Consider the following 25,310-nt stretch of genomic DNA (forward strand, 5'->3'; position numbering starts at 1 on the left):
AAGGTCTAGTTAAATAAGCCCAGAGCATTCGAAATTATGGTTTTAATTGTGGAGTTTGGAATTGACTAGAATTCATGGTCTTTTGATTGGTTTATGGTTCGGGGTCAGTGCTGCTTTTGGGTGTTTGGCGGTTTTTTTTGTATCACCACCTCTCATCGTTAATCGATTGTATGGATGGGTTGATGATTATATTGAAAATTTTTCTGCCTTTGGATGGTCAGTTTCAATTTTCATCGCGGCGCTTCCTGTTGTTCTTTTTATTTTTCTTCGCAGTGTAAAGTTTAATGGTTTGCTGCCGCGGGCGGCGCTGATAGCATTATTTGCTGTTGCGATATCTTCTTTTTTTGGTTTGATTGGTATGATCGAGATGTCAGGGAGTAATGCGTTTTCTAAGTTTGTTAGGTTGTTAATGCAAAAATTTGACTGGTTTGGTGCGCTTATTTTCTTTTATCTGGTTGGCTATTCGCTTCTAGTTTCACTTACGTTATTGTTCTCTATGGCACGCAGGAGCAGGGAAGATGTCTGATAATAATGCAACGGCTGAAAGTTTGTTTCAGAGCTACTGGTCGGACGTGTCTGGGGCGCTATCTAGCACTCTGAGTAATATTTCCAATAATTACTCTAAGCAAGATTTCTCGAGTGCGGCAAAGCGTGCTGAGATAGTCGCTGATTTGGCTGCGCAATACGACCACTTTTCAAGTAGAGCTTCAGAGCTTGCCAAGTCAGCGGATAAAGCTGGCTTGGACATGAAGAAAAGTGCGCAAAACGCGTTAGATAGTGCCTCTTTAATGTTTAAGCAGCAGGCAGACAGTCTCCGGACTCAAGGCATGGATGCCGCACAGAAGCTAAATGCAGACTTGTTGAGTGGTTTGAATAGGGATTTGCTTGCTAAAACTGGTGGGGCGCTTGGTGCTTTAGGAGACGTCCTCGATATTGGCTTGAAGTCTCTTGAGGGTGACTATTACGGTGCTGCAGGAGCTTTTATTGGCGCAGTGGCCAGCGCGGCGCTTGCTGCTGCTCTGGTCGGTCTTACTGGATGGATAACAATACCACTAGCTATTGGCTTTGGTATGTTGGCTGGTGAAAGTTTTGAGAAGATATTCAATTATCTAGACCCTTTAGGAATAAATTCCGGTGTGAACGCGGACTTTCTCGGGGCGTTAAATTTTGTTCAGCGGTACGACCCTTTAGTGCTGGATCTGGATGGCGACGGAATAGAGACTGTATCAGCTAATTCCGGGATTGTTTTCGATTTCAACGGTGATGGACTGAAAACCGGTACGGGCTGGATTAAAAAAGACGATGGCTTCCTCGTTCTTGACCGCAATGGCAATGGTGCTATTGATAACGGCAGTGAGCTTTTTGGCGTAGATACTGTTAAGAAAAATGGACAGAAAGCCACTGGCGGATTCGATGCGCTTAGTGATCTGGACAGCAATGGTGACGGTGTCTTTGATGCTACCGATAATGCCTTTGCCGGTGTCAGAGTATGGCAAGACCTCAATCAAGACGGAATAGCTCAGGCAAGCGAGCTAAAGAGCTTGGCTGAACATGATATAGCCGCGATCAACTTGGGCTCGAAGTCTACGAGCCAGGCCTCCAACGGTAACCTGATCACAGCTGAAGGCAGTTTTGTGCGTACCGATGGCAGCAAGGGGGTGGTCAATGGCAACCAAAGCGTCATAGCTAACCTCGACCTCGCAAGTAATCCCTTTTATCGTGAATACTCCGATACTAATCCGGCGGCAGCCGACTCGTCTTTACCCGACTTGAAAGGCTCGGGCGCGGTGCGTGATCTACGCGACGCTGCCGCATCAAACGCTGGATTAAGTTCAGCAGTTTCCGCCTACTCTCAAGCACAAACGCGTGAAGAGCAAATTTCGCTTGTCGATATTTTGATCGCCGAGTGGGCCGCTAGCAGCAACTATAAGATGCTCTTTGAGCGAATTGATGACATGAAGCATGGCGTCATTCCTATCGAGTTTTCTTATTCATGGAGTTTGCCTGATAGACTTGTCGGAAGCTCAAGTGGTGGTGGCAGCAGCAGCGGCGTAATTGCTGTTGGAGCCGAAGGTTGGAATAATGAAAAGAAACCTACTGCTGAACAGCTCGAAAAAAAACAGTTACTGGAGCGGGTTAGGATTCTTGAGGTATTTAACGGTCAGAATTTTTTCAATTTCTCTAGAGAAGAAAAGAAGGATAGCAAAGGTGAGGTTGTCAGTGATGACATTAGATTGGTGGCCGGTACTTCTACAAGGACTAAATCTACTCGTCGTACAGGAAGTTTGTCGGGCATTCCGTCCCTAATATATATAACTGAGGAAGATCTTGCGCTCAGTCAAGGTCAGTCTGATTTGATCAATCAGTCCTATGAAAAGCTTCGCGAGTCTATTTATGATGGGCTGTTGCTCCAAACAAGGTTGAAAGCATATTTTGAATCTGTAGTTACGGTTTTTACCGATGAAGGCCCTAAGCTTGATTTTTTCGGCGCGGAAAAACTTTTTTTAGACGTCGCCGGCAGCGATCCAGTAAAGTCAGTAGTGGATCTTGTGGATTTTCGAAAGGTTTTGAAAGAACACATATCTGCGTATACCTTTGATGGCGTTCTCACTAAGCTTGTCCCCTACCTAACAGATCCCCAGGTTGTTCATGTAGTTGCCCAGCTTGGGGAAGGTTCACCATTGGTAATCGGCGACTCGTTTGCAAGCTTGTTACGTGGCTCAGACGCGTCCGAATTTATGTACGGGCGAAATGGTGACGATACGTTGACGGGGGGCGCCGGTGATGACTTCCTTCACGGCGGTGCCGGCAACGACAAGCTTGATGGCGGTACCGGCATCAACCGCCTGTACGGTGGTGAAGGTGATGACACCTTGATGGTGAACTACAACGCCCGTGACAACGTGTTCGAGGGCGGCAAGGGTAATGACATCCTGCACGGCAGCTATAACTCGGACACCTACGTGTTCAACCTGGGTGACGGCCAGGACACCATCGTCGAAACCGGCGCGAACTCTGATGCCGTTGATGTCCTGCGCTTTGGCACGGGCATCGTGGCCGGTGATATCCAGGTGCAGAAGCGGGGCACGGATCTAGTTTTTGCGCACGCCAATGGCACCGATCAGGTTCTGGTGAGGAACTGGTTCAGCTCGGATACGAACTCGCTTCATGGTGCGACCCCAAGCGCCCGTCTCGAGCGCGTGGAGTTTGCTGATGGCACAGCCTGGACTCAGAAGCAGGTCGAGTCAGCGGTGGTGTCGCAAGGCACTACGGAGAATGACAAGCTGATCGGCTGGAGTGGCAACGACATCATGCATGGCGGTGCGGGCAACGACACGCTTGATGGCGGTACCGGTACCAACCACCTGTACGGTGGCGAGGGCGACGACACCTTGATGGTGAACTACAACGCCCGTGACAACGTGTTCGAGGGTGGCAAGGGTAACGATACGCTGCACGGCAGCTACAACTCGGACACCTACGTGTTCAACCTGGGTGACGGCCAGGACACCATCGTCGAAACCGGCGCGAACTCTGATGCCGTTGATGTCCTGCGCTTTGGCACGGGCATCGTGGCCGGTGATATCCAGGTGCAGAAGCGGGGCACGGATCTAGTTTTTGCGCACGCCAATGGCACCGATCAGGTTCTGGTGAGGAACTGGTTCAGCTCGGATACGAACTCGCTTCATGGTGCGACCCCAAGCGCCCGTCTCGAGCGCGTGGAGTTTGCTGATGGCACAGCCTGGACTCAGAAGCAGGTCGAGTCAGCGGTGGTGTCGCAAGGCACTACGGAGAATGACAAGCTGATCGGCTGGAATGGCAGCGACATCATGTACGGCGGTGCCGGCAACGACACACTCGATGGCGGCACCGGTACCAACCGCCTGTACGGTGGTGAAGGTGATGACACCTTGATGGTGAACTACAACGCCCGTGACAACGTGTTCGAGGGCGGCAAGGGTAATGACATCCTGCACGGCAGCTATAACTCGGACACCTACGTGTTCAACCTGGGTGACGGCCAGGACACCATCGTCGAAACCGGCGCGAACTCTGATGCCGTTGATGTCCTGCGCTTTGGCACGGGCATCGTGGCCGGTGATATCCAGGTGCAGAAGCGGGGCACGGATCTAGTTTTTGCGCACGCCAATGGCACCGATCAGGTTCTGGTGAGGAACTGGTTCAGCTCGGATACGAACTCGCTTCATGGTGCGACCCCAAGCGCCCGTCTCGAGCGCGTGGAGTTTGCTGATGGCACAGCCTGGACTCAGAAGCAGGTCGAGTCAGCGGTGGTGTCGCAAGGCACTACGGAGAATGACAAGCTGATCGGCTGGAATGGCAGCGACATCATGTACGGCGGTGCCGGCAACGACACACTCGATGGCGGCACCGGTACCAACCGCCTGTACGGTGGTGAAGGTGATGACACCTTGATGGTGAACTACAACGCCCGTGACAACGTGTTCGAGGGCGGCAAGGGTAATGACATCCTGCACGGCAGCTATAACTCGGACACCTACGTGTTCAACCTGGGTGACGGCCAGGACACCATCGTCGAAACCGGCGCGAACTCTGATGCCGTTGATGTCCTGCGCTTTGGCACGGGCATCGTGGCCGGTGATATCCAGGTGCAGAAGCGGGGCACGGATCTAGTTTTTGCGCACGCCAATGGCACCGATCAGGTTCTGGTGAGGAACTGGTTCAGCTCGGATACGAACTCGCTTCATGGTGCGACCCCAAGCGCCCGTCTCGAGCGCGTGGAGTTTGCTGATGGCACAGCCTGGACTCAGAAGCAGGTCGAGTCAGCGGTGGTGTCGCAAGGCACTACGGAGAATGACAAGCTGATCGGCTGGAATGGCAGCGACATCATGTACGGCGGTGCCGGCAACGACACACTCGATGGCGGCACCGGTACCAACCGCCTGTACGGTGGTGAAGGTGATGACACCTTGATGGTGAACTACAACGCCCGTGACAACGTGTTCGAGGGCGGCAAGGGTAATGACATCCTGCACGGCAGCTATAACTCGGACACCTACGTGTTCAACCTGGGTGACGGCCAGGACACCATCGTCGAAACCGGCGCGAACTCTGATGCCGTTGATGTCCTGCGCTTTGGCACGGGCATCGTGGCCGGTGATATCCAGGTGCAGAAGCGGGGCACGGATCTAGTTTTTGCGCACGCCAATGGCACCGATCAGGTTCTGGTGAGGAACTGGTTCAGCTCGGATACGAACTCGCTTCATGGTGCGACCCCAAGCGCCCGTCTCGAGCGCGTGGAGTTTGCTGATGGCACAGCCTGGACTCAGAAGCAGGTCGAGTCAGCGGTGGTGTCGCAAGGCACTACGGAGAATGACAAGCTGATCGGCTGGAATGGCAGCGACATCATGTACGGCGGTGCCGGCAACGACACACTCGATGGCGGCACCGGTACCAACCGCCTGTACGGTGGGGAAGGTGATGACACCTTGATGGTGAACTACAACGCCCGTGACAACGTGTTCGAGGGCGGCAAGGGTAATGACATCCTGCACGGCAGCTATAACTCGGACACCTACGTGTTCAACCTGGGTGACGGCCAGGACACCATCGTCGAAACCGGCGCGAACTCTGATGCCGTCGACACCCTGCGCTTTGGCGCAGACCTTTCGCCAGAAAATTTATGGTTTCAGCGAAACGGTCAGGATTTGGAAATTTCTATTCTGGGTTCCGAGGATCGCATGACGGTGTCTAACTGGTACGCAGGGAGTGGTAACCGCGTTGAGGTTTTCCAAACGCATGCGGGATTGGCGCTCACCGAAAGTAGGGTTCAGAGCTTGGTTAATGCTATGGCAGCGTTCGGCGTACCTTCTGGGGCAGAGGTCAATTTGACCCAGACTCAGAGAGAGAGCCTTGATGTGGTTATAGCGGCAAACTGGCAATAGGAAACTAGGGCCGTAGCTACAATTTTTGTACGAGTTGCGGCCCGTTTTCTTGATTCTCCCCATTTTGACAATTACCTGCCGGCGTTAGGTGGCAAATCCTCTAATTCACCATCCGTCGGGGTAGGATTTGTGACGTATTTGGTGTTCGTCAGCTTGTCCCGCTGGCGGTACCAAGTACAATTCCGCAAGCCATGGCGCTTCGCCATCCCACATGCACGGATGCACAGATGCTGAACGATTCAGCTGCTCCCGAGCCAGCCGCAGAGCTGGATACAGGCCTTGCCTGCCTAGTTATGTTGGCGCGTTTTCATAACGTTGCTGCTTCTCCTGAACAACTCACGCACGAATACGCCGAAGACGGCCGACTGTTTGGTCGCCCGGAAATCTTGCTGGCTGCGAAGAAGCTGGGGCTTAAAGCCAAGTCCGCACGTAGTTCGCTCTCGCGACTGACGCAAACGCCTCTGCCTGCCATCGCCGTCGATACCGATGGCCGCTTTTTCATCATCGCCCGGATGGATGAAGGCAAGGCGCTGATCCATGATCCCCGCGCGCAGCGCCCCGAAGTGCTCACTCAGGAAGACCTTGAGGCTCGCTGGACAGGCGAACTGCTGCTGATCCGCTCCGAAGCCTCGATGGCGGGGGAGCTTTCGCGGTTCGACTTCACCTGGTTCATCCCCGCGATCGTCAAATACCGCAAGCTGCTGGGGGAGGTGCTGCTCGTTTCCTTCGTGCTGCAGATCTTCGCCTTGCTGACACCGCTGTTCTTCCAAGTCGTCATGGACAAGGTGTTGGTGCACCGTGGCCTGACCACTCTGGACGTGATTGCCATCGGCCTGCTCGGCATCATGATTTTTGAGACGTTGCTGTCAGGCTTACGAAGCTATGTCTTCGCCCATACGGCCAGCCGTATCGATGTGGAGCTGGGGTCAAGGTTGTTTCGTCATCTGGTCACGCTGCCCTTGTCTTACTTCCAGGCCCGTAGGGTGGGGGACTCGGTCGCCCGGGTTCGGGAGCTGGAGAACATTCGTAGCTTCCTGACCGGCAACGCGATCACGCTTGTGCTGGATGTGCTGTTCTCGGTGGTGTTTATCGCTGTGATGTTCATGTACAGCGGCTGGCTGACTCTGGTTGTCATTCTGTCACTGCCGCTGTACTTCATCGTCTCGTTGCTGATTACGCCGGTGTTGCGTGCGCGGTTGAACGAGAGCTTCACCCGTGGCGCGGAAAATCAGGCGTTCTTGGTGGAAACCGTCAACGGCATCGATACTCTCAAATCCATGGCCGTCGAGCCGCAGATCAACCGCAAGTGGGATAACCAGCTTGCCGGCTATGTGGCCGCAAGCTTCAAGACCCAGAACCTGTCGAACCTGGCCAATGAAAGCGTCGGTTTGATTGGCAAACTGGTGACGGTGGCGACCCTATGGCTGGGCGCTCGTCTGGTGATCGATGGGCAATTGAGTGTGGGCCAACTGATCGCCTTCAACATGCTGGCCGGCCGGGTTTCTCAGCCGATCATGCGCCTCGCTCAGCTATGGACGAACTTCCAGCAAACCGGCGTCTCGGTGCAGCGCCTTGGCGACATTCTCAACACACGAACAGAAATGTCCCAGTCCTCGCGCAGTGCGTTGCCTCCCCTTAAAGGCGATATCGAATTCGACCAGGTGCAGTTCCGATATCGGCCGGACGGTTCGGAAGTGCTGCGTGGGGTCAGCCTGAAAATCCAGGCGGGTGAGGTGATCGGGGTGGTGGGCCGCTCCGGCTCGGGCAAGAGTACGTTGACACGTCTGTTGCAGCGGCTTTACACCCCAGAGCGCGGGCGTGTGCTGGTCGACGGCATGGATCTCGCGTTGGCAGACGTATCGTCCCTGCGCAGGCAGATCGGCGTGGTGCTGCAGGACAATATGCTGTTCGCCCGCAGCATCCGGGAAAACATCGCATTGACCGATCCTGGCGCGCCTATCGAGGTCGTGATGCAGGCTGCAAAGATGGCCGGGGCCCATGACTTTATTCTTGAGCTGCCGGAAGGCTATGACACCGTCGTCGGTGAGCACGGTGCCTCGCTCTCGGGTGGTCAAAGGCAGCGCGTGGCCATCGCCCGGGCCCTGATCGGCAACCCGCGCATCCTGATTTTCGACGAGGCCACCAGTGCCCTCGATTACGAATCCGAGCGCGTCATCCAGCAGAACATGCAGGCCATCTGTAAGGGACGGACGGTGATCATCATTGCTCACCGGCTATCCGCTGTGCGCGATGCGAACCGCATCGTTGTCATGGATCGTGGCCAGATCGTGGAGCAGGGCAGTCACTCGGAGTTGCTGACTCACCAGGCAGGGCATTACTCGCGCTTGCATCGGTTGCAGCAGGGGGATGTGGCATGAGCAGTTGTCTAGCGTCGTGCGTACTGCCGTTGGCAAAGGAGCAATGCCATGGGCGCTAAGCGTGAGTTGCTCAATCGTTACCGCAGTGCCTGGCGTCACTCATGGCGTAACCGCAAGGCGATGGATGCGCCGCCTCGGCTAAGTCACGAAGTTCAATTTCTGCCCGCTGCGCTGGCATTGCAGGAAAAGCCCGTGCACCCGGCACCACGTTATATCCAGTGGACGATCATGGTCTTCGCGGCGCTCGCGTTGGTCTGGGCCTGTGTCGGCGAGATCGACGTCGTGGCCACTGCAACCGGCAAGATAGTGCCAAGCGGTAAGACCAAGGTCATCCAGCCCAATGAGGTGGCCGTCGTGAAGGCCATTTATGTGCACGATGGCCAGCAAGTGAAAGCAGGTGAGCTGCTTGTCGAGCTCGATAGCCAGATCACTGGAGCGGATGTCGAGCGACTCCACAGTGAGCTACTTGCCGCCCAGGTCGATAGTGCCCGCGCTCGACTGCTTCTGCAGGCGATAAAGGATAAGACCGAGCCCGCATCGGTTTCCGGTTTTATTGCGAACGCCACTCCCGCCCAGCAAGAAAGTCTGCAGCGGTGGGTGCAAGGCCAGTATCTCGAACTGCGTGCGGCTCTCGATCAAAGCGATGCCCAGATCGAGCAGCGCGAGGCTGAAATACGTTCCCTGCGAGCCTCTATCACTGCGCTCAGCAAAACGCTCCCTATCTCCCGTGAGCTGGCAGCCGACTACCGTGGCCTGCTCGACAAGCAGTTTGTCGCCAAGCACGCTTATCTGGAGAAAGAGCAGCTTCTGCTGGATCAAGAGCGTGAGCTGGCCCAACAAAAAGCACGAATCAGCGAACTGGAAGCCGCTTTGAAGGCCGCACAGCAGCAACGCACAGGGGTCTTGGCTCAAACGCGCAGAGCGATGCTCGATCTGCAGAACGATGCGGACGTTCGCGCTGCAAGCCTCACTCAAGAACTAAGGAAGGCAGAGCAACGAAATCGACTCACACAGCTTACGGCCCCTGTAGATGGGACTGTCCAGCAACTGGCGATCCATACCCAAGGCGGCGTTGTCACTCAGGCCCAGCCACTGATGGTGGTTGTTCCAAGTGATCAGCCTGTGGAGGTAGAAGCAATGCTTGAGAACAAGGACGTCGGTTTCGTACGTCCTGGCCAGGCCGTAGAAGTGAAGGTCGAGACCTTTAACTTCACAAAATACGGCGTGGTAGATGGGACTGTGGTGAGCGTATCCAGTGATGCGATTGAGGACGAGAAGCTCGGTTTGGTTTACAGCACTCGGATTCAACTCAAAGACAACAAAATAGCTGTAAGTGGGCACTTTGTAGAGCTTTCTCCAGGGATGGCTGTCAGGGCAGAAGTTAAAACGCAGAAGCGAAGAGTGATCGACTATTTCTTAAGCCCGCTACAGCAATATGTAGACGAAAGTTTGATAGAGCGATAGAGCGATAGAGCGATAGAGCGATAGAGCGATAGAGCGATAGAGCGATAGAGCGATAGAGCGGTAGGACTGAAATTGGTTACATCGTTCGGCAACAAAGCGTAGTTTTCAATTGGAGAGGAAATGTTAGTTAAATGGCTTTTTCTATATCTGTTTTTTTTACTGGCTTGGAGTGCTTTGTACCTGCTCTCTAGGAGAGAAAGGCGGAGAAAGCTTTATTTCAGGTTAATCTCATGGTTCGTCTGGCTGCCGGCTGTGTTTTTGATTTTGGCTTTGTTTTTTTTATGGCTAGGTGAGGGCTTAAGGTCTTGGAGGTTAAGTGGTTATCAAGAGTCTCGCTTGATCGCCGATCAGACCAATGAGTTTCTAAGCAGATTCGAAGAGGCGCCGCTCACCGCGAGTGGGGAGCATGTTTGTATCTATCCTTCTTATGATATCGACCGAATTGAGAAACAGAATGTGGAGCTCTCGAGAATATTGAATGGGAAGAGCTATCCCGCGGAGGATGGCGTTTGGTATGTGTTCCATATATCAAAAAAATCTTTGACCAAAACAGAGGTTATCTATTTCAAGGCGCCAAGATTGGGATGCTTCACAGAGAAGTTAATAAATAACTAACTTATGACATTAAGGAAGAGTCATGGCTGAAAGATCAATGATGCAAAAAACTCCGTTAAGCCGAGAGTGGTGGCAAGATAAAGCTAGAGATATGTACGAAAGCCGAACAGGGACTTCGGATTTCCCCGATTCTGATCCAAGTTTTGATGCTTTTAGGCACGCCTACACCAATGCGGTTTGGTCTTGGCTTTCGACGCCTGGAATATCAAGGCTGGGTGGTGATTACATAGAAAGTCGAAATTCGAGAAATTTCGAGTCTGAGCGCGGCAAGCGCGATATGAATGGGGATTTGTACAATAACGACGTAGGGCGTCAACTCGGTCAGCAAGATTGGTCTAGTGCTGGTGACATCGGTGATGCAGTACTTGATAAGCTAAAGCGCGGAGATTTGATCACTGATCCTCAGAATGATCCTAGAACTGACCCGGCAAATTTTCCGGAAAATTTAAATGCTCAGCCAATTGATGATAACTTAAGAGAGTCACTTAGAGACTTGATGGATAAGTGGCAGGGTTATCTCGATGATAACCGTATGAGTGAAGACAGTAAAGATATCATTAGAGATTTAATCACCTATTACGACACGGGTGCAAGTTGCGCAATTGCACCAATGGCTAATTCCGGCTTCATGTCTGCTATGAATTTTGTTCCACGAGTGGATCCTTTGGCACTCGATTTGGATGGTGATGGAGTTGAAACTGTTCCATCTAATCTCGGAATTGTCTTTGATTTTGATGGCGATGGGGTAAAAACCGGCACTGGATGGCTGGGCGGTGACGATGGCTTCCTGGTGCTCGATAGAAATGGAAACCGTCAAATAGATAATGGGGGGGAGCTCTTCGGTGTCGATACTATAAAAATTGATGGCTCGAAGGCTGCAAATGGATTCGACGCTTTAAGTGACTTTGATACAAATTCAGATGGTGTCTTTAACATACAAGATGATCGATTTGGCGAAGTTCTTATCTGGAGTGATGCTAATCAAGACGGCCTGTCTCAGCAAGGGGAACTGAAAACCCTTTCTGATCACGGCATCGTCGCGATTAACTTAACTTCTAATAGTGTCGCTCAGGAGTCTAATGGGAATTTGATTAGTGCTCTAGGGAGTTATGTTAGAAATGATGGTAGCGCTAGCTATATCAGTTCCAGCCTGTCCCAAGCGGCCAACCTCGACTTGGCCTCCAATCCTTTTTATAGGAAGTTTACCGATACCATAACGCTCGATGCATCGGCCAAATCACTACCCGATATGTATGGCTCGGGAGCAGTCCGTGATCTGCGCGAAGCTACTATGCTTAATCCGCATTTGAAGAGAGCATTGTCTGATTACTCCCAAGGTGGAACCAGACTCGAGCAAATAGGAATGATCGCTGGCGTAGTAAAGGAATGGGCTGCTAGTTCGAATTTCAGAACCTTCGATCAACGGGTCTCTGACCTCAATACTGATAAGGCAAGGTTCGTTTTTTCCTATTCTTGGGAAAAGCCAGATAGCACCGAATTTGCCGCCGGAACATCGGGGGGTAACGGAAACAATGTCGGGTCTATCTCTATCGGTGAAGGTCTCAGTGAGCCCTCGGCGGAACAATTAGCCCAGAAAGCTCTTTTAGAAAAAATAAAAGTTCTAGAAATTTTTAACGGGCAAGATTTTTTCAAATTCGTATCTACTAAAACTGTAGATAGCAGTGGCAAAGAATTTGTTAGTGCGAGTGTAGGTGCAGGTTCTATTCAGGGCGGTCGTACTACGTTCGGTGGTGGAATCGAATCAGGAGACGCTACGTATTATATTACAGAAAAGCACTTGGCAGTTGATAGTACTCAAGCCGCGTTTATCAATCAAGCATATGAGGCACTGTTAGAGTCTGTGTATCAGGGTTTAATCCTTCAAACTCGGCTATCTAAGTACTTGGGGGAAATCCAGGTTGGTGTGACATTGGATGGCGTCTCTCTAGACTATAGCAGCGTTTCAAATAAGCTGGAGGCTGCTTACGAGGCCGATCCCGTTAATGCAGTTCTGGACTTGTTTGAACTCATGAAGGAGCTGAGGGGGCCTTTGAATGAATGGTCTACCAGGCTTGGGGTATGGGTTGAATCATTAACGCCAGAGAACAGGTCGGCAGTTGCGGTTCAGCTGGGGGCACAAACAATATTCAGCTTCTTAGATCAGAGTGGACAGAATAAATCTTTAGAGGGTGGAGTCGATTTCGCTATCGGCTCGGGTGCGGACGACCAAATACACGGTAATAACGGCGACGATTATTTGTCGGGTAAAGAGGGTAGTGATTATTTAAGTGGGGGCGCAGGGAGAGATATTATCGTCGGCGGGAACGGCAATGATATGCTGTTTGGTGAGGGTGGCAACGATATTCTCAACGGCGGGGCTGGAGATGACTATTTAGACGGAGGCGAAGGAGCGGATACATATATATTTGGGGTCGGCTCTGGTAACGATGTCATTCATAGCTATGATCGATCCATAGGTCGATTTGATGTCGTCTCTGTTTCTGGCGGTCTGACCAAGGCGGATATTGATGTCTCTCGCGTCGGTAATGATCTGCTACTGAAAATAAAAGGGCAAAGTGACTCTTTAAAAGTTGAAAGATTCTTCTATCTAGATGCTAAGGGCGGATACCAGATAGATCAGATCTTGTTCTCTGGCGGGCAATCCTGGGGGCGTGATGAGATAATGAGATTGGTTTTGTCCCCAGGTGAAGGCCTAACTCGGCTGCAGGGTTACGAGTCTGCTGATACGATAGCTGGTTCTGATTCGCACGAGTTGATTGAAGGCAATGGTGGTAATGATACCTTGTCGGGAGGTGGTGGTAATGACAACATTATTGGTGGCGCAGGCAATGATGTCATAGATGGCGGTGAGGGAAATGACTATCTGAATGGCGGAATTGGTTCAGATACATATCGCTTTGGTTTTGGCTCAGGTCATGATGTTATTTATAATCATGACACCTCCGCCTCTCGCCTAGATCGTGTATTGCTAGGTGGCAATTTAGAGAAACATCAGGTTTCGTTACGCCGGTCTAGCGACGATCTTTTGATACATCTGGAGGGCGGGCTCGACAGTTTGCGTATACAGTCATTCTTTTATAAGGATGGTGCTGGTGGATATCAAATAGATCGCATAGATTTTTCTAATGGGTCTTCTTGGAGTGTTGATGAGATCAAGGTAGCTGTAATTGCTTCAACCGATGCTGATGATCAATTGCTAGGCTATTCAGGTAGTGATCTAATCGAAGGCGGTATTGGCAATGACCTGCTAGATGGAAAAGGTGGGGATGATACCCTTTTCGGTGGTTTGGGAAACGATACGCTGAATGGTGGTATAGGTGATGATACTCTGGTTGGTGGGCGAGGGAATGATAGTTTAAACGGTGGTGCAGGCTCAGATACATATGTATTTGGTCGTGGCGACGGCAATGATCGAATTTTAAACCTCGATAATACGATTGGGAGGTTAGATGTACTAAGCCTTTCCGCAGGTATCGCTCAATCGGATATCCGTTTGACTCGCAGCGGTAACGATGACCTTGTACTCACCATCGTTGATACAGGTGATTCTGTTTCTATTCTGAGTTTCTTTGCTGGTGATGCAACGAGCGGACATTTTATTGATCGAATCGTTTTCGCCGACGGTAGCTTCTGGACGCTTGAGCAAATCAAGCAGCTAGTTTTGCAGCCCACAAGCGGGGCGGACACCTTATACGGCTATGCGTCAGATGACCTGATCAACGGCGGCGCGGGTCACGACACCTTGATTGGTAATCAAGGGAATGATCATTTGATTGGCGGCGAGGGTAATGATCGCCTTGAGGGTGGCGACGGCGGCGACACTCTGGATGGCAGCGCCGGCAATGACTACCTCACCGGCGGGGAAGGCTCTGATACCTACCTGTTCGGTCGCGGTTACGGGCAGGATGTGATCAATAACTTTGATCGTTCTGCTGGTTCCGAAGACGTTATTCGGCTTGCTGCGGATGTTTTACCTGCCGATGTTCGCCTGACCCGTCTGCAGAACAGGCTCATCTTGAGCATTCAAGGCAGTGACGACAAACTGACGGTTGAACACTACTTTGAAAGTGATGCCACCGACGGTTATCAGATTGATCGAATCGTTTTCGCTGACGGTACTTCGTGGAATGTCGAGTCGGTCAAGCAGCTGGTACAGGTTGGCACTGATGGGGCTGATAACCTTTATGGCTATGCAACAGATGATGTCCTTGACGGTGGTGCTGGCCATGATGTGCTCCATGGCTACGACGGGAATGATCATCTATCGGGGGGCGCCGGAAATGATCATTTAACCGGGGGCGCTGGCAACGACACCTTGTTGGGTGGTGATGGTGGTGACGAGCTGTCTGGTGGGGCAGGCGAGAACGTACTTGACGGCGGCGTCTGCAACGATCTCTATTGGGCCGGCGAAAAAGACACCTATATCTTCCGGCAAGGTAGTGACCACGACCGAGTAAGCGGGTTACCAGATGAAGCCACTATTAAGGTTGAGGGCTACAGCCTTGAACAGTTGTTGTTACGTCGTAATAGCGACAATCTCGTTGTCTCTTTCCTAGGTAATAGTCAGGACACATTGACGTTCGAACGGTTCTTCGATGGTAGCAGTCCGCAGCGCGGGCTGATCCTTAAGGATGCGCTAGGAAATCTGGAAGTATTGGATTCCGAGGGTCTAAATGCGAGAACGCTGGCTGGCTCGACGGGAGACGATCATATCCAGGCTAACGATCTGGACAATACGATTTCTTCTGGCGATGGTGCAGACCACATTCAAGGTTTCGCTGGCAATGACTTACTTAGTGGCGGCGCTGGCGATGATTTGCTTCAGGGTGGACAAGGTGATGACACCCTGGTGGGCGGTTCCGGCGACGACCAGCTGCAAGGGGGGCAGGGAGACGATCTATACCATTTCTCCGCTGGAAACGGTGTCGATCTCATTCTGGACGAAAGCGGTAACGACAGGCTGCAACTGACTGATGCGGCTCCTGCAGATGTCGTTTTGCGTCGTGATCAATACGACTTGGTGATAAGCCGTACGGCCACTGGTGATCAGATTCGAGTCAAGGATCAGTTTTCTTACCAGGCGGGTCTAAATGGCCATACACCAGTTGAGTCAATTCTCTTTGCCGATGGCACATCTTGGGATATTGCTCAGATTAAGCAAATGGCGTTGGCCGGTACCGATGTTGCTGATGAGATTTTCGGCCACCCGGACGACGACCTGATTGGAGCCGGAGCGGGGGACGATATCGTTCACAGTCACGAAGGTGATGATGAAGTTCATGGCAATGAAGGCAATGACACTCTGAATGGAGGTGATGGTAACGACACCCTGTTTGGCGGTGCCGGTGACGACCTACTTAATGGGGACTGGGGTGATGACGAGCTACACGGAGGTGACGGCAACGACACCCTCCATGGCGGCGGCGGTTATGATCAACTCCATGGTGACTCCGGTGATGACCATCTTTACGGCGATGGGGTGCTCTCAGGCGGTTCCGGAAATGACTACCTGGAAGGCAGCGGCCTGCTAGCTGGCGGCGATGGTAACGATACCCTCAAGGGCCAAGGCTTCGACACCTTGCAAGGCGGTGCTGGTGATGACCTGATTGAGGCATACAGCAATGCCTGGAATCAGGGCACCAATATCATCGAAGGCGGCACGGGTAACGACACCATCTACGGCTCGTTCGGTGAGGACACCTACATCTTCAATCTGGGCGATGGCCATGACCTGCTGATTGAGCGTCGTGCGAATGAGGCCTACAGCAACATTGAGCCGACTGCAGATACCTTGAGCTTCGGGGAAGGTATTTCGGCCAGCGATCTGAGCTTCCACCGCCGTGGTCTGGACATGGTTATCGAGCATGCCAACGGCACTGACTCGATCACGGTACAGAACTGGTTTAAGGAGCCCAATGATCACTTCAAACTGGAGTACTTCGTTTTCGCCGATGGCAGCGAACTGAGCCAGGCGGAAGTCGAAGGCCAGGTAATCTGGCATGGCACCTCTACTACGGATAGCTTTATCGGTTATCGCGACCTCAATGACACCATGCAGCTTGGCGCCGGTGACGACCAAGCATGGGGCCGCGCCGGCGACGACGTGATTCATGGTGAAAACGGTAACGACTACTTGGATGGCGAGGCTGGTAACGACACCATTTCTGGCGGTGCCGGAAACGATCAACTAATGGGCGGTACAGGTAATGATCTGTTGGCCGGAGGCTTGGGGGACGATAAGTACGTTTACTTCCCAGGCGGCGGTGTAGACAAAATCGACAATACCGGCGGTGGCAATGATGGGGTGTTCTTCAGCGGCGGTATTGACGAGGCGCGCCTAACGTTCAAACGTGACGGCAATGATCTCCTGATCCTCGTGGATGAGGACGCTGAACAGTCAGTACGAGTGCTAGGTCATTTCTTGGGTGGCGACAAAGCCATCAGCTACGTGCAGCCTGATAGCGGCTTCATGATCAATGCCGCTCGCATTGCGCAGATCGTGGCAGCCGCAAACATCCCGGGTGGTTTCGAAACTCTGGTCGAGGGTACAGCCACGGGCGAGCAACTCGCTGGCGGACAAGGTAAAGATTTACTCCGCGGTCTGGCCGGCAATGACACCTTATTTGGCATGGGTGGTGATGACCAGCTCGAAGGCGGCGATGGCAACGACTACCTTTCCGGTGGCAACGGATCGCAGAGTGGTTCGGGTAGCGACATACTGATTGGCGGTAATGGCAACGACGTGCTCGATGGAGAGGATGGCAATGACCGGCTGGCCGGTGGCGCTGGCGACGATCAGTACTACTACCGTGCTGGTGGCGGTGTCGATGTCATCGACAACAGCGGCGGTGGTTTCGACGGTGCATTTTTCATCGGTATCGCGCGAACTCGATTGAGTTTCCATCGTGAGGGTAACGATCTGCTGGTTCTGGTGGACGGCGATATTCAGCAGCAGTTGAAAGTTACCGATCACTTCCTCGGTGGCGATTTCGCCATCGATTACGTTCAGCCCGATGGTGGTAACTACATCACCACCGCCCAGATTGCTGGCCTGCTAACAGCTCTGCCCGGCGGTGGCACCGGCGAGCCGGGCGATGGTGAAGGCCCTGGTAATGGTGAAGAACCAGGTGACAGCGGTACCAATCCAGGCGGCGGCGATCAGCCTCCGGTTGCAGGCGTTGGTGGTGATGATGTCCTCACCGGAACTGCTGCCAATGATGTGCTGATTGGTGGTGCTGGTAAGGACACCCTCAATGGCGGGGCGGGTAACGACCGGCTGCTAGGCGGTGTTGGTGACGACACCTATATCTACACAGCTGGCCAGGATGTGCTTGAAGAACTCGGCGGCATCGACACTCTGCGCTTCGCCAATGGAATTACCTTTAACCAGGTAGCTTCTGGCCTGGGTAAGTCGGGTAACGACCTCGTCCTGAAGGTAAATGGCAGCTCCACCAACCAAGTGACCCTAAAAGACTTCTTCCTGGGTGGTGATAACTTGGTTGAAACGATCAGCTTCGATACAGGCGGGCAGTTGACTGCGGCGCAGATCTTTGGAGCTTTTGGCCTTGCTGTACCTGCAGCGTCTGCAGCTGCGTTTGACAGTGTAGTGCAGGGCACCGGCGGTAATGATGCGGCACTGAATGGCACTGCTCAGCGTGATTTGCTGCAAGGTTTTAACGGCAATGATCAGCTATCTGGTGCTGCTGGAAATGATCGCCTTGAAGGTGGCAACGGTAACGATACCCTCAGCGGTGGCACTGGTAATGACACGCTAGTTGGCGGCCGTGGCGATGATACTTATGTGTTCGCGGCAGGCGGTGGGCAGGACGTCATCGACAACATCGGTGGTGGCTTCGACACCTTGCGTTTCGATGGCATCACGTTCAACCAAGTCTCCAGCGGGCTGATGAAAAGCGGCAACGATCTGGTGCTGAAGGTCAGCGGCGGTAGCGATCAAGTCACACTGAAAAACTGGTTCTTGGGTGGCGACCATGTGGTCGACGTAATCAGCTTCGCTTCGGGCGGTCAGCTGACTGCTGCCCAGCTGTTCGGTGCTTTCGGTCTGACGAATCCGGACACCAAGGGTTCGCCGAACTATCAGGGGGTACCGGATGAGCGTTCCTTTGGCACCATCCTGGCAGGGCAGGCTGGTGATCAAAACATCATTGGCTCGTCCGATGCTGACTTAATCGATGGCGGTGCTGGCAACGATAAGCTGCGTGGTGGCAAGGGTAATGATTACCTGCTCGGTGGTGATGGAAGTGATACCTACTACTTTGCTGCCGGAGATGGCCAGGATGTGATCAATAACCTCTCCAATACCCCAGCTGACAGCGATGTACTGAGTATCGAAGGCATCACTCGGGATAATCTCTGGCTGTCGCGCCAGGGAAATAACTTGGTGGTCGATGTGCGAGGCTCAGGGGACAGTGTCACCGTGCAGGACTGGTATGCAGACTCAGCCCAGCGTCTGGATGTCATTCAGGCCGGTAGCTCTTCTTTGTATGCAAATCAGGTCGATAACCTCGTCAACGCCATGGCTGCCTTCGGCGCACCCGCTGGAGGTGAGATCAATCTGACGCAAGCGCAAAAAGAACAGCTCAATGTCGTCATTGCTGCCAACTGGCAGTAGATCTGAGGGAAGAGAAAACCCGGCGATTAGCCGGGTTTCTTCATCCAGTAAAAATTTCTCCTCCTCACACCCTGGCCCGCCAGCAAATCACTCCGAACCTGGGCGGGCTTGCGATCACTTGGAAGAGGCCTTGACGATGTTCACCTGTTACACCTTAGGCTGCGCTGAGGATCATCTGTGAGGCTCGACCAGTACCCCTCAAACGATGAATTTAGTGCGGTAGGTACTCATAACCATGGCGAGAGACTGATTGAGCCGTCATAGGGATTGACGGCTCAAGGAAGCTATTGCAGGCGCGCTTGACTTAAACCCCCAAGTCGTCCCGGAACCTAATTTCAGAGAGGCGGGGAGTGAGATTCTCCTCAGGCACACGCCTGAGGATCTCACACGCGATCGCAAACCTAATGTCTTTCAATGCGCGCAAATGCTCACGATTGAACGAGCGAAAGTCATGCAAAAGTGGACGTTTACCTTGTTCGATGTCGGACAATAGGTGGCCTACGACTTCTGACATGCCTTCAGCGCTCGCCAAACGAGGGATATCGCAGTCAGGCTTGCCAATCTGAATGTACTCGATGCTCTTAAGCACAAAGCTTTGTAGAACGGGCAGTGCAAACAACTCCAACGCACATACCCACACCAGACGTTCCTCTTCGCGAGTCATTCGCCTACCCATTTCCCTTCTGCAGATCTGCTCGTGTGGCGATCCAGCGATACGCTGGAGGGGCCGCACGTCTATGGCACTTTACCATGGCCGAGAAACCAGCCACTGGATTTCAGGACGGCGTTGAGCAAGCCGTAATTGAGAGATCCCGCATATATGTATATAGTCATATATGCGGGTTGCGTGCTGTTGTGTTGATCAACGCGCGCCCTGGGAGTTTCCACGCATCAATATATGGCTAATTCGCGATTCGAAAATGGTCTGAAGAAAAAGCATGAAAATTTCGATTTATTCCGACCTTCATTTGGAGTTCGGCGTTGGTTTCGAACCACCCAATTGTGATGCCGACATAGCTGTGCTGGCCGGCGACATTGGAAAGGGCGTCCGTGCAACGGAGTGGGCTAACCAATCCTTTAAATGCGATGTGGTGCAGATTGCGGGCAATCATGAGTTCTATGGCGGCCACATTGGTCGCACCTGGGAGAAAATGAAGGCAGTCGCGGCGCCGCATGTACACCTCTTGGAAAACCAAGCATTCATCTGGGAAGGCGTACGCTTCCTGGGCACCACGGCGTGGACTGACTTTTCGATCACCGGTAATGCGCCGATTGCTGCCTTCGAGGCCCTTAGCCGGATGAACGACTACAAGCTGATCCGTGCTGGTGACAGCTATCGAAAGCTCCGCCCGGCTGATGTGATTCAGCGCAACCGGATTGCTCACGACTGGCTGAAAAGCGAGCTGGAGAAGCCGTTTGACGGCAAAACCTTAGTGATCACACATCACGCGCCGCTCGCTTCCATAGTGGGGGAGGATCACCTCAGTGCTGCCTACGCAAATGAATGGCCGTCACTTCTGAGTAAGGCTGACGCGTGGATTTTCGGGCACACGCACGAAGCGGTGGATGAAGAGTTCTACGGGTGTCGGGTGATCTCCAATCCGCGCGGTTACCCAGGGGAAGAGACAGGATTTGACCCCAGCTTCGTGATTGATCTTTAAGTTTTTCCAGGAATTTATGCGGTGGATGAAAAAAACATACCTGCTGATGTCGAGAAGGCCTCTCGTATCAATTGGGGCGTGCTAATCGATGCTTACCTGACGAACGCTGCGAGAGTGGGCAGTCGTTATGCCGGTACGCTCTTTTTGGACTGCGCGGGCTCGATCAGCAATGGTGAGACTGTCGTGACACCGCCAGTGCGTAGGCTCACTTCACGCGGAGATTTCTGCTTGGTACAGAGCGCGTGTGGCAAGGATCACTACGTCATCGTTTCCGAATGTGAGCCCTCACGCCTCCACTTGGTGTGAGCATCTCTCCCTGTATATCGATAAGCGTTGTCAGCTGAGCTGCAGGCAAAGTCGATTAGTACCATCCTGCTGTACGAGCCGCCGGGGTAGATGACCAATGTTGGACGTGTTGAATGCGTTTAGAGCGATGTTGTCGCTACCTTCGCAGCATCAAGTAACGGCAATCATGAGCCAAGTTTATCTGTGGAATGGACACCTATGCGGTGAGGTTCATGGCGACAAGGAAAAGCGCTTCCGCGATGGCGCTCGGATGATGAGCTCAAGAATCAATTTCGGATTTGAGATCTCCGGCCATCGGCTCTTTCTCACCCAGTCTGGGAGCCTGTATCTCATAGCCAGCTGGCGAAGTTTTGATGGGGGTAGGGATGGCCTGGATTTTTCAAATGGGATTAGCCCCGTCGATCTCATGTTTCGTAGTGATCCTGAACGTCAACCGGACTTCTCGAATGACGTCGAGCTTGCCAATGAAGATGAAGTGAAGCTGATCAACGTCGGGCTTCCGAATCAACGCAGGTGTAGGACGATAGCAACTGTGGACGAGGCAGATATCAAAGGTGACAGGGTAGAAGAGCGCAATTCAACGATATTCCAGCTTGCCCACCTGATGGATCCTGAGGAGCTCAAAAGCACGCTTGAACAAGCGCGAGACGAGTTCATGGCAATGGAGAAAACTCAGGTTCTCATCGAATGCACCAGACGCCGTCCTGACCCGTTTTTCCTTCCGCTGCTTTCACTGGGATACCTCCCGGAGTGGCAGGCCGTTCTTGTTTTGGATGGACAATTCAACGTTTCCGCGAAAGCGACACACCATGCTGCAATCCGCTTGCTAATCGCGCTTCCAGTCAGCGCGCTCAGTGATGAGCTTCGCGACCTGAGGTTTCAGGTTGATGTCGGCGTTTAGGGCGCTAGCTATACCAAGTCCACCGCCGGTTAGGTGACCCCAGGAGCCTCAATGAAGACCACAGCAGTAATTTTTGATGTCTTCGGAACTGTCATCAGCATCGAGGACAGGCGCAACCCGCACCTGCAGCTTCTGCGTCTGGGCCGGCAGCAGGGGCGTTGGCCCACGGCTGACGATGTGAAGATGATCATGACGCATGAGCTCGGCTGGGAGGAGTTAGCGCGCTGCCTCGACATTCGAGTCAGCCATGAGCAGCTGCAGCACCTAGCTGAGGAGCTCGAAGCAGAGCTTTCGAGTTTGCAGGTCTACCCGGATGCGGCCCAGGCAATTGCGCTTCTGCAGTCGGCAGGCGTCAAGATCGGTTTGTGCTCAAATTTGGCCTCTGGGTATGGCCCCAAGGTTCGAGAGTTGTTACCGGGGCTGGATGCCTATGCGTTTAGCTACGAGCTGGGTGTGACGAAGCCGGATCCATGCATTTACCAGGCGGTGTGCCGCGACTTAGGGGTTCAACCTGGTCAACAACTGGGAGACGAGAGGGTGGTAATGATAGGAGACTCTATTAGGTGCGATCGCGACGGGGCTAGAGCAGCCGGGATTGCTGGGTGTTACCTGAGTCGCGCGGGCGGTGGCGATTTTTCCAACCTGATCGAATTTGCTGAGCGGGTTCTGAAAGAATGATGAAGTATCGTGATGGCTTGCTACAGGGGATCTGGAGCCAGAGTGTTTTCTCGCAAGGATGTGTAGATTAATATGTACCCCCTCAAAAAGGTAATCATTTCATTTACTTTGTGCCCAGTATTGGTTGTGATTTTCGGCGCATTCGATTTTGCTAGAGTGGAGCTTTTGTCGCAAAGCTCCAGCATGAGCACGGCTGAAATATTTGTTGCTGCATTTTGGCTTTGTGTGCTGGGATCTCTGACTAGCTTACTCTTTTATGGATTGCCGGCCTTGATTCTATCAGTCATATATGCGTCTTTTAGGCTCTATAAATGCGCTCTTCATGTCTTTATCGTAACCATGGCTGGAGGTTTTGGCGCACTGGCTTGGGGTACGGTTCTATCTATGGATATAAATGAGACGTTCAACTTCCTATCAGGTGCAATAACTTCGCTCGTTATGGCTATGTATGCGCTTCCCAAGAAAATAATCCGTGATCATACGGGCGACCCCTAAAGGCGCTAAGCGAACTAGGTTTGTAAAAGAAATCTAGGACAGGATTACCGTTGTTGCCCAACAAAGCTTGTGATACTCCGCACCCTGGGATGCTTTTTTGTGCTGACTGCCCCGGCTTACCCACCAACAGCCCGGCGCCCAGCCGAGCGCTGTTACCTTATGCAGACTGACCGGTAGGCATGAATGCTCACCGGTTGGACATGGCCCCAAGGGCGTGAGGAATTCGGAGCTCACCTGTTGGATCATGCATCGACCAGATCTGTCGCTAACTGTCACCAATATTCCTCATTTATCCCCTGTCGATGGCTAGATTTTCTTAACGACGCCAAGATTTTTTTAATATCCGCGGCGAAGATCCAGAAAATTTTAACCAAATCGCCACGCTACTGGCTTAGCCGCCTGGTCGGACAGTTACGGGATTTATTAGGCCCAGCGCAATTCAATCAGAGCAAAGTCGTACATTCTCTCGGGCCGTGTCAGACAATGCTACCGTTCGTCGGCTATTAGGCGTCTTTTCGACTTTTTTTCACTTCGCCCCCTTAAAAAATTTTAAACGCGACGGAGTTTATATATTTGAGGGCAAAGAAAAAGCAGCAATGGAGACAGCCCCGTTGCCTGCAGAACTCTCACGGTTTCTCCCACCAGGGTTTGAGCTTTTCGCGGTGAGCTTTTAACGATTTCGAGGCGTGCGATTAAATGGCGGTCTCTGGCGATCAGCTCGACAGGGCGGCCATAGGGCATCGGTATTTCGCAGCCTCTGGCTGCGACTTTTCTTTTGACCTCAAATAATTGGGAAAATAGGGCAAATTTTTTGAGAAAACCACTATATGTTGTGGTTCTTGATGCTATCTCCCAGGGGCACGGCCTTTTCTGAAGCCGCTGCGCTAAACCTGCAGAAGCCAGAGCTGGCTCCCCCTTTCACGGATTTTTCCTTCAACAAATATCTCCGGCCAGTCTCTAAGACTCAACGCGCGCAGGTCTGGCGCAGGGCTCAGGTGGCTAACCAGGCGAAGGCATTGATTCGCCGAGGAGAGATTCTATGAATGTGTTCATAAGCTCCGTGGTGCGGGGATTCGAGGCTTACAGGGCTGCGGCCAAGAAGGCGGTGATGCTGTTAGGACACCACCCGGTGATGTCCGAAGATTTTGGTGCTCGCCCGTACTCATCAGAAACGGCCTGTATGACTGAGGTCGATCAGGCTGACGTTGTGATCATGGTGCTTGGTGCGGATTTTGGATTCGCCACGAGCAGTGGCGAGTCAGTTACTCAACAGGAGTTTCGACGCGCTGTGGCCGGGCGAAAGCCGGTGCTCGCTTTCTTGCAAAATGTGCCGGCAGAAGAAAGGCAGGACGCGTTCCGCAGGGAGGTTTCGGATTATGTCGATGGGCTGTTTCGCGTGACATTCACCAGTGAGCAAGAACTCTCTGATGGGATCGTTCAGGGATTGAATCAACTCACCGTCACACGCGGCGCGGTCGCAGAAACGGAATTCGTCGAGCGCTTAAGGGTGCTCCAAGGTCATAGCCATTTTGGAAATTGGAACCAGGAAACTCGCTTAGAGCTGGCCTTCCTTCCGCAGCCCGAACTAGCAGGTTCGTTGCGCCGGGTTCACGGTGAACACGAGTCTTTCTTCCTGAAACTCTGCAACGCCGGCCTCAGCTCGGTGAGAGATGGTTACGAGGATTTTGACCAGGGCGATGTCACAGGGATCGATACTAAGTCGGTGCGCTGGCGTTACCACGATTGCGGGTTGGCCAAGCTGTCGGTTGTGCTCCAATCACCGGCCTCCCACAACAACTTGATCGCAAGCTATTACGTATCCCCCTCACGGGTAAGGGCGGTCGCCGTTGCTGCGTTCGGCCTAATCAATCAGGGTAAAGGCGGATGGTTCCAGCTCGGGCTTTACAGTCTGTCCCACAAGCTTTTCCAAGAACCTCCGGCGTCTCTGGGTAATTCTATTAGCCTGGCGCCCGGTTCGACGGAGAGCGTTGAGGAGAGAGTGCTGCTGATACCGGCGTCTTCAGCAGCGTATGAGCGTTGGCTAGACGAAGCGCTCTTTCGGATTGGCCGGAAGCTGACGACTTAGGCACAGGCACGGCGGCGCGGGGAAGACGGTACGCGCGAGGTTCAAATTCGTCACTCGGCGCGCTCAAGCGCCTCTTGAAGCGCAGCAAGCGCATCCGCCAGGCGCGCGTCCTCTCTAGGATCTCCAGTTGCCGGTTGGAACGACTGGCA

At 52.9% G+C, this 25,310-nt stretch carries 11 protein-coding genes; 10 read left to right on the forward strand and 1 reads right to left on the reverse strand.

The features are described 5' to 3' along the window. Nucleotides 1–61 precede the first annotated feature (61 nt). The 5 genes from SA190iCDA_RS11780 to SA190iCDA_RS11800 all read left to right on the forward strand — a co-directional run bounded on the left by SA190iCDA_RS11780 (nt 62) and on the right by SA190iCDA_RS11800 (nt 19,034). Nucleotides 62–526, forward strand: a complete 465-nt coding sequence (locus tag SA190iCDA_RS11780) for a hypothetical protein (protein ID WP_139159581.1) — start codon at nt 62–64, stop codon at nt 524–526. Then, nucleotides 519–5,924: a calcium-binding protein gene (locus SA190iCDA_RS11785; protein WP_236100844.1), complete on the forward strand. Its 5,406-nt coding sequence runs from the start codon at nt 519–521 to the stop codon at nt 5,922–5,924. Before SA190iCDA_RS11780 ends, SA190iCDA_RS11785 begins: the two co-directional genes overlap by 8 nt. Nucleotides 5,925–6,151: 227 nt before the next feature. Further along, a complete protein-coding gene (locus SA190iCDA_RS11790; protein WP_070888304.1) occupies nt 6,152–8,302 on the forward strand; it encodes a type I secretion system permease/ATPase in 2,151 nt (716 codons plus the stop codon). A gap of 48 nt (nt 8,303–8,350) precedes the next feature. Beyond that, on the forward strand, nt 8,351–9,766 hold the full coding sequence (locus SA190iCDA_RS11795) for an HlyD family type I secretion periplasmic adaptor subunit (protein ID WP_070888303.1): 1,416 nt from the start codon (nt 8,351–8,353) through the stop codon (nt 9,764–9,766). Nucleotides 9,767–10,403: 637 nt separating this feature from the next. Then, nucleotides 10,404–19,034 (forward strand): calcium-binding protein, encoded by an 8,631-nt coding sequence (locus tag SA190iCDA_RS11800; RefSeq protein ID WP_139159580.1) that lies wholly within the window; start codon nt 10,404–10,406, stop codon nt 19,032–19,034. Nucleotides 19,035–19,338: 304 nt separating this feature from the next. On the opposite strand, the gene SA190iCDA_RS11805 is transcribed toward SA190iCDA_RS11800, so the two are convergent. Beyond that, the gene (locus tag SA190iCDA_RS11805) at nt 19,339–19,698 is read right to left on the reverse strand and encodes a hypothetical protein (protein WP_070888298.1); all 360 of its coding nucleotides are present in this window, start codon (nt 19,696–19,698) and stop codon (nt 19,339–19,341) included. 274 nt (nt 19,699–19,972) lie between these two features. On the opposite strand from SA190iCDA_RS11805, the gene SA190iCDA_RS11810 reads away from it, so the two are divergent. The 5 genes from SA190iCDA_RS11810 (at nt 19,973) to SA190iCDA_RS11830 (ending at nt 25,161) form a co-directional block, all read left to right on the forward strand. After that, nucleotides 19,973–20,695: a metallophosphoesterase gene (locus tag SA190iCDA_RS11810; RefSeq protein WP_070888297.1), complete on the forward strand. Its 723-nt coding sequence runs from the start codon at nt 19,973–19,975 to the stop codon at nt 20,693–20,695. A 403-nt stretch (nt 20,696–21,098) separates the two neighbouring features. Continuing rightward, nucleotides 21,099–21,902, forward strand: a complete 804-nt coding sequence (locus SA190iCDA_RS11815; protein WP_070888296.1) for a hypothetical protein — start codon at nt 21,099–21,101, stop codon at nt 21,900–21,902. 51 nt (nt 21,903–21,953) lie between these two features. Beyond that, the gene (locus tag SA190iCDA_RS11820) at nt 21,954–22,580 is read left to right on the forward strand and encodes an HAD family hydrolase (protein WP_070888295.1); all 627 of its coding nucleotides are present in this window, start codon (nt 21,954–21,956) and stop codon (nt 22,578–22,580) included. 72 nt (nt 22,581–22,652) lie between these two features. Next, nucleotides 22,653–23,075, forward strand: coding sequence for a hypothetical protein (locus SA190iCDA_RS11825; protein ID WP_070888294.1), 423 nt, complete (start codon nt 22,653–22,655; stop codon nt 23,073–23,075). A 1,039-nt stretch (nt 23,076–24,114) separates the two neighbouring features. After that, nucleotides 24,115–25,161, forward strand: a complete 1,047-nt coding sequence (locus tag SA190iCDA_RS11830; RefSeq protein ID WP_083329930.1) for a DUF4062 domain-containing protein — start codon at nt 24,115–24,117, stop codon at nt 25,159–25,161. The last annotated feature ends 149 nt before the right edge of the window (nt 25,162–25,310 follow it).

The organism is Pseudomonas argentinensis (assembly GCF_001839655.2).
Taxonomy (GTDB): Bacteria; Pseudomonadota; Gammaproteobacteria; order Pseudomonadales; family Pseudomonadaceae; genus Aquipseudomonas; species Aquipseudomonas argentinensis_B.

Coding starts and splice junctions, on each gene's coding strand:
- SA190iCDA_RS11785 (WP_236100844.1), top strand. CDS start 519: ATGTCTGATAATAATGCAACGGCTGAAAGTTTGTTTCAGAGCTACTGG.
- SA190iCDA_RS11790 (WP_070888304.1), top strand. CDS start 6,152: ATGCTGAACGATTCAGCTGCTCCCGAGCCAGCCGCAGAGCTGGATACA.
- SA190iCDA_RS11795 (WP_070888303.1), top strand. CDS start 8,351: ATGGGCGCTAAGCGTGAGTTGCTCAATCGTTACCGCAGTGCCTGGCGT.
- SA190iCDA_RS11800 (WP_139159580.1), top strand. CDS start 10,404: ATGGCTGAAAGATCAATGATGCAAAAAACTCCGTTAAGCCGAGAGTGG.
- SA190iCDA_RS11805 (WP_070888298.1), bottom strand. CDS start 19,698: ATGACTCGCGAAGAGGAACGTCTGGTGTGGGTATGTGCGTTGGAGTTG.
- SA190iCDA_RS11810 (WP_070888297.1), top strand. CDS start 19,973: ATGAAAATTTCGATTTATTCCGACCTTCATTTGGAGTTCGGCGTTGGT.
- SA190iCDA_RS11815 (WP_070888296.1), top strand. CDS start 21,099: ATGTTGGACGTGTTGAATGCGTTTAGAGCGATGTTGTCGCTACCTTCG.
- SA190iCDA_RS11820 (WP_070888295.1), top strand. CDS start 21,954: ATGAAGACCACAGCAGTAATTTTTGATGTCTTCGGAACTGTCATCAGC.
- SA190iCDA_RS11825 (WP_070888294.1), top strand. CDS start 22,653: ATGTACCCCCTCAAAAAGGTAATCATTTCATTTACTTTGTGCCCAGTA.
- SA190iCDA_RS11830 (WP_083329930.1), top strand. CDS start 24,115: ATGAATGTGTTCATAAGCTCCGTGGTGCGGGGATTCGAGGCTTACAGG.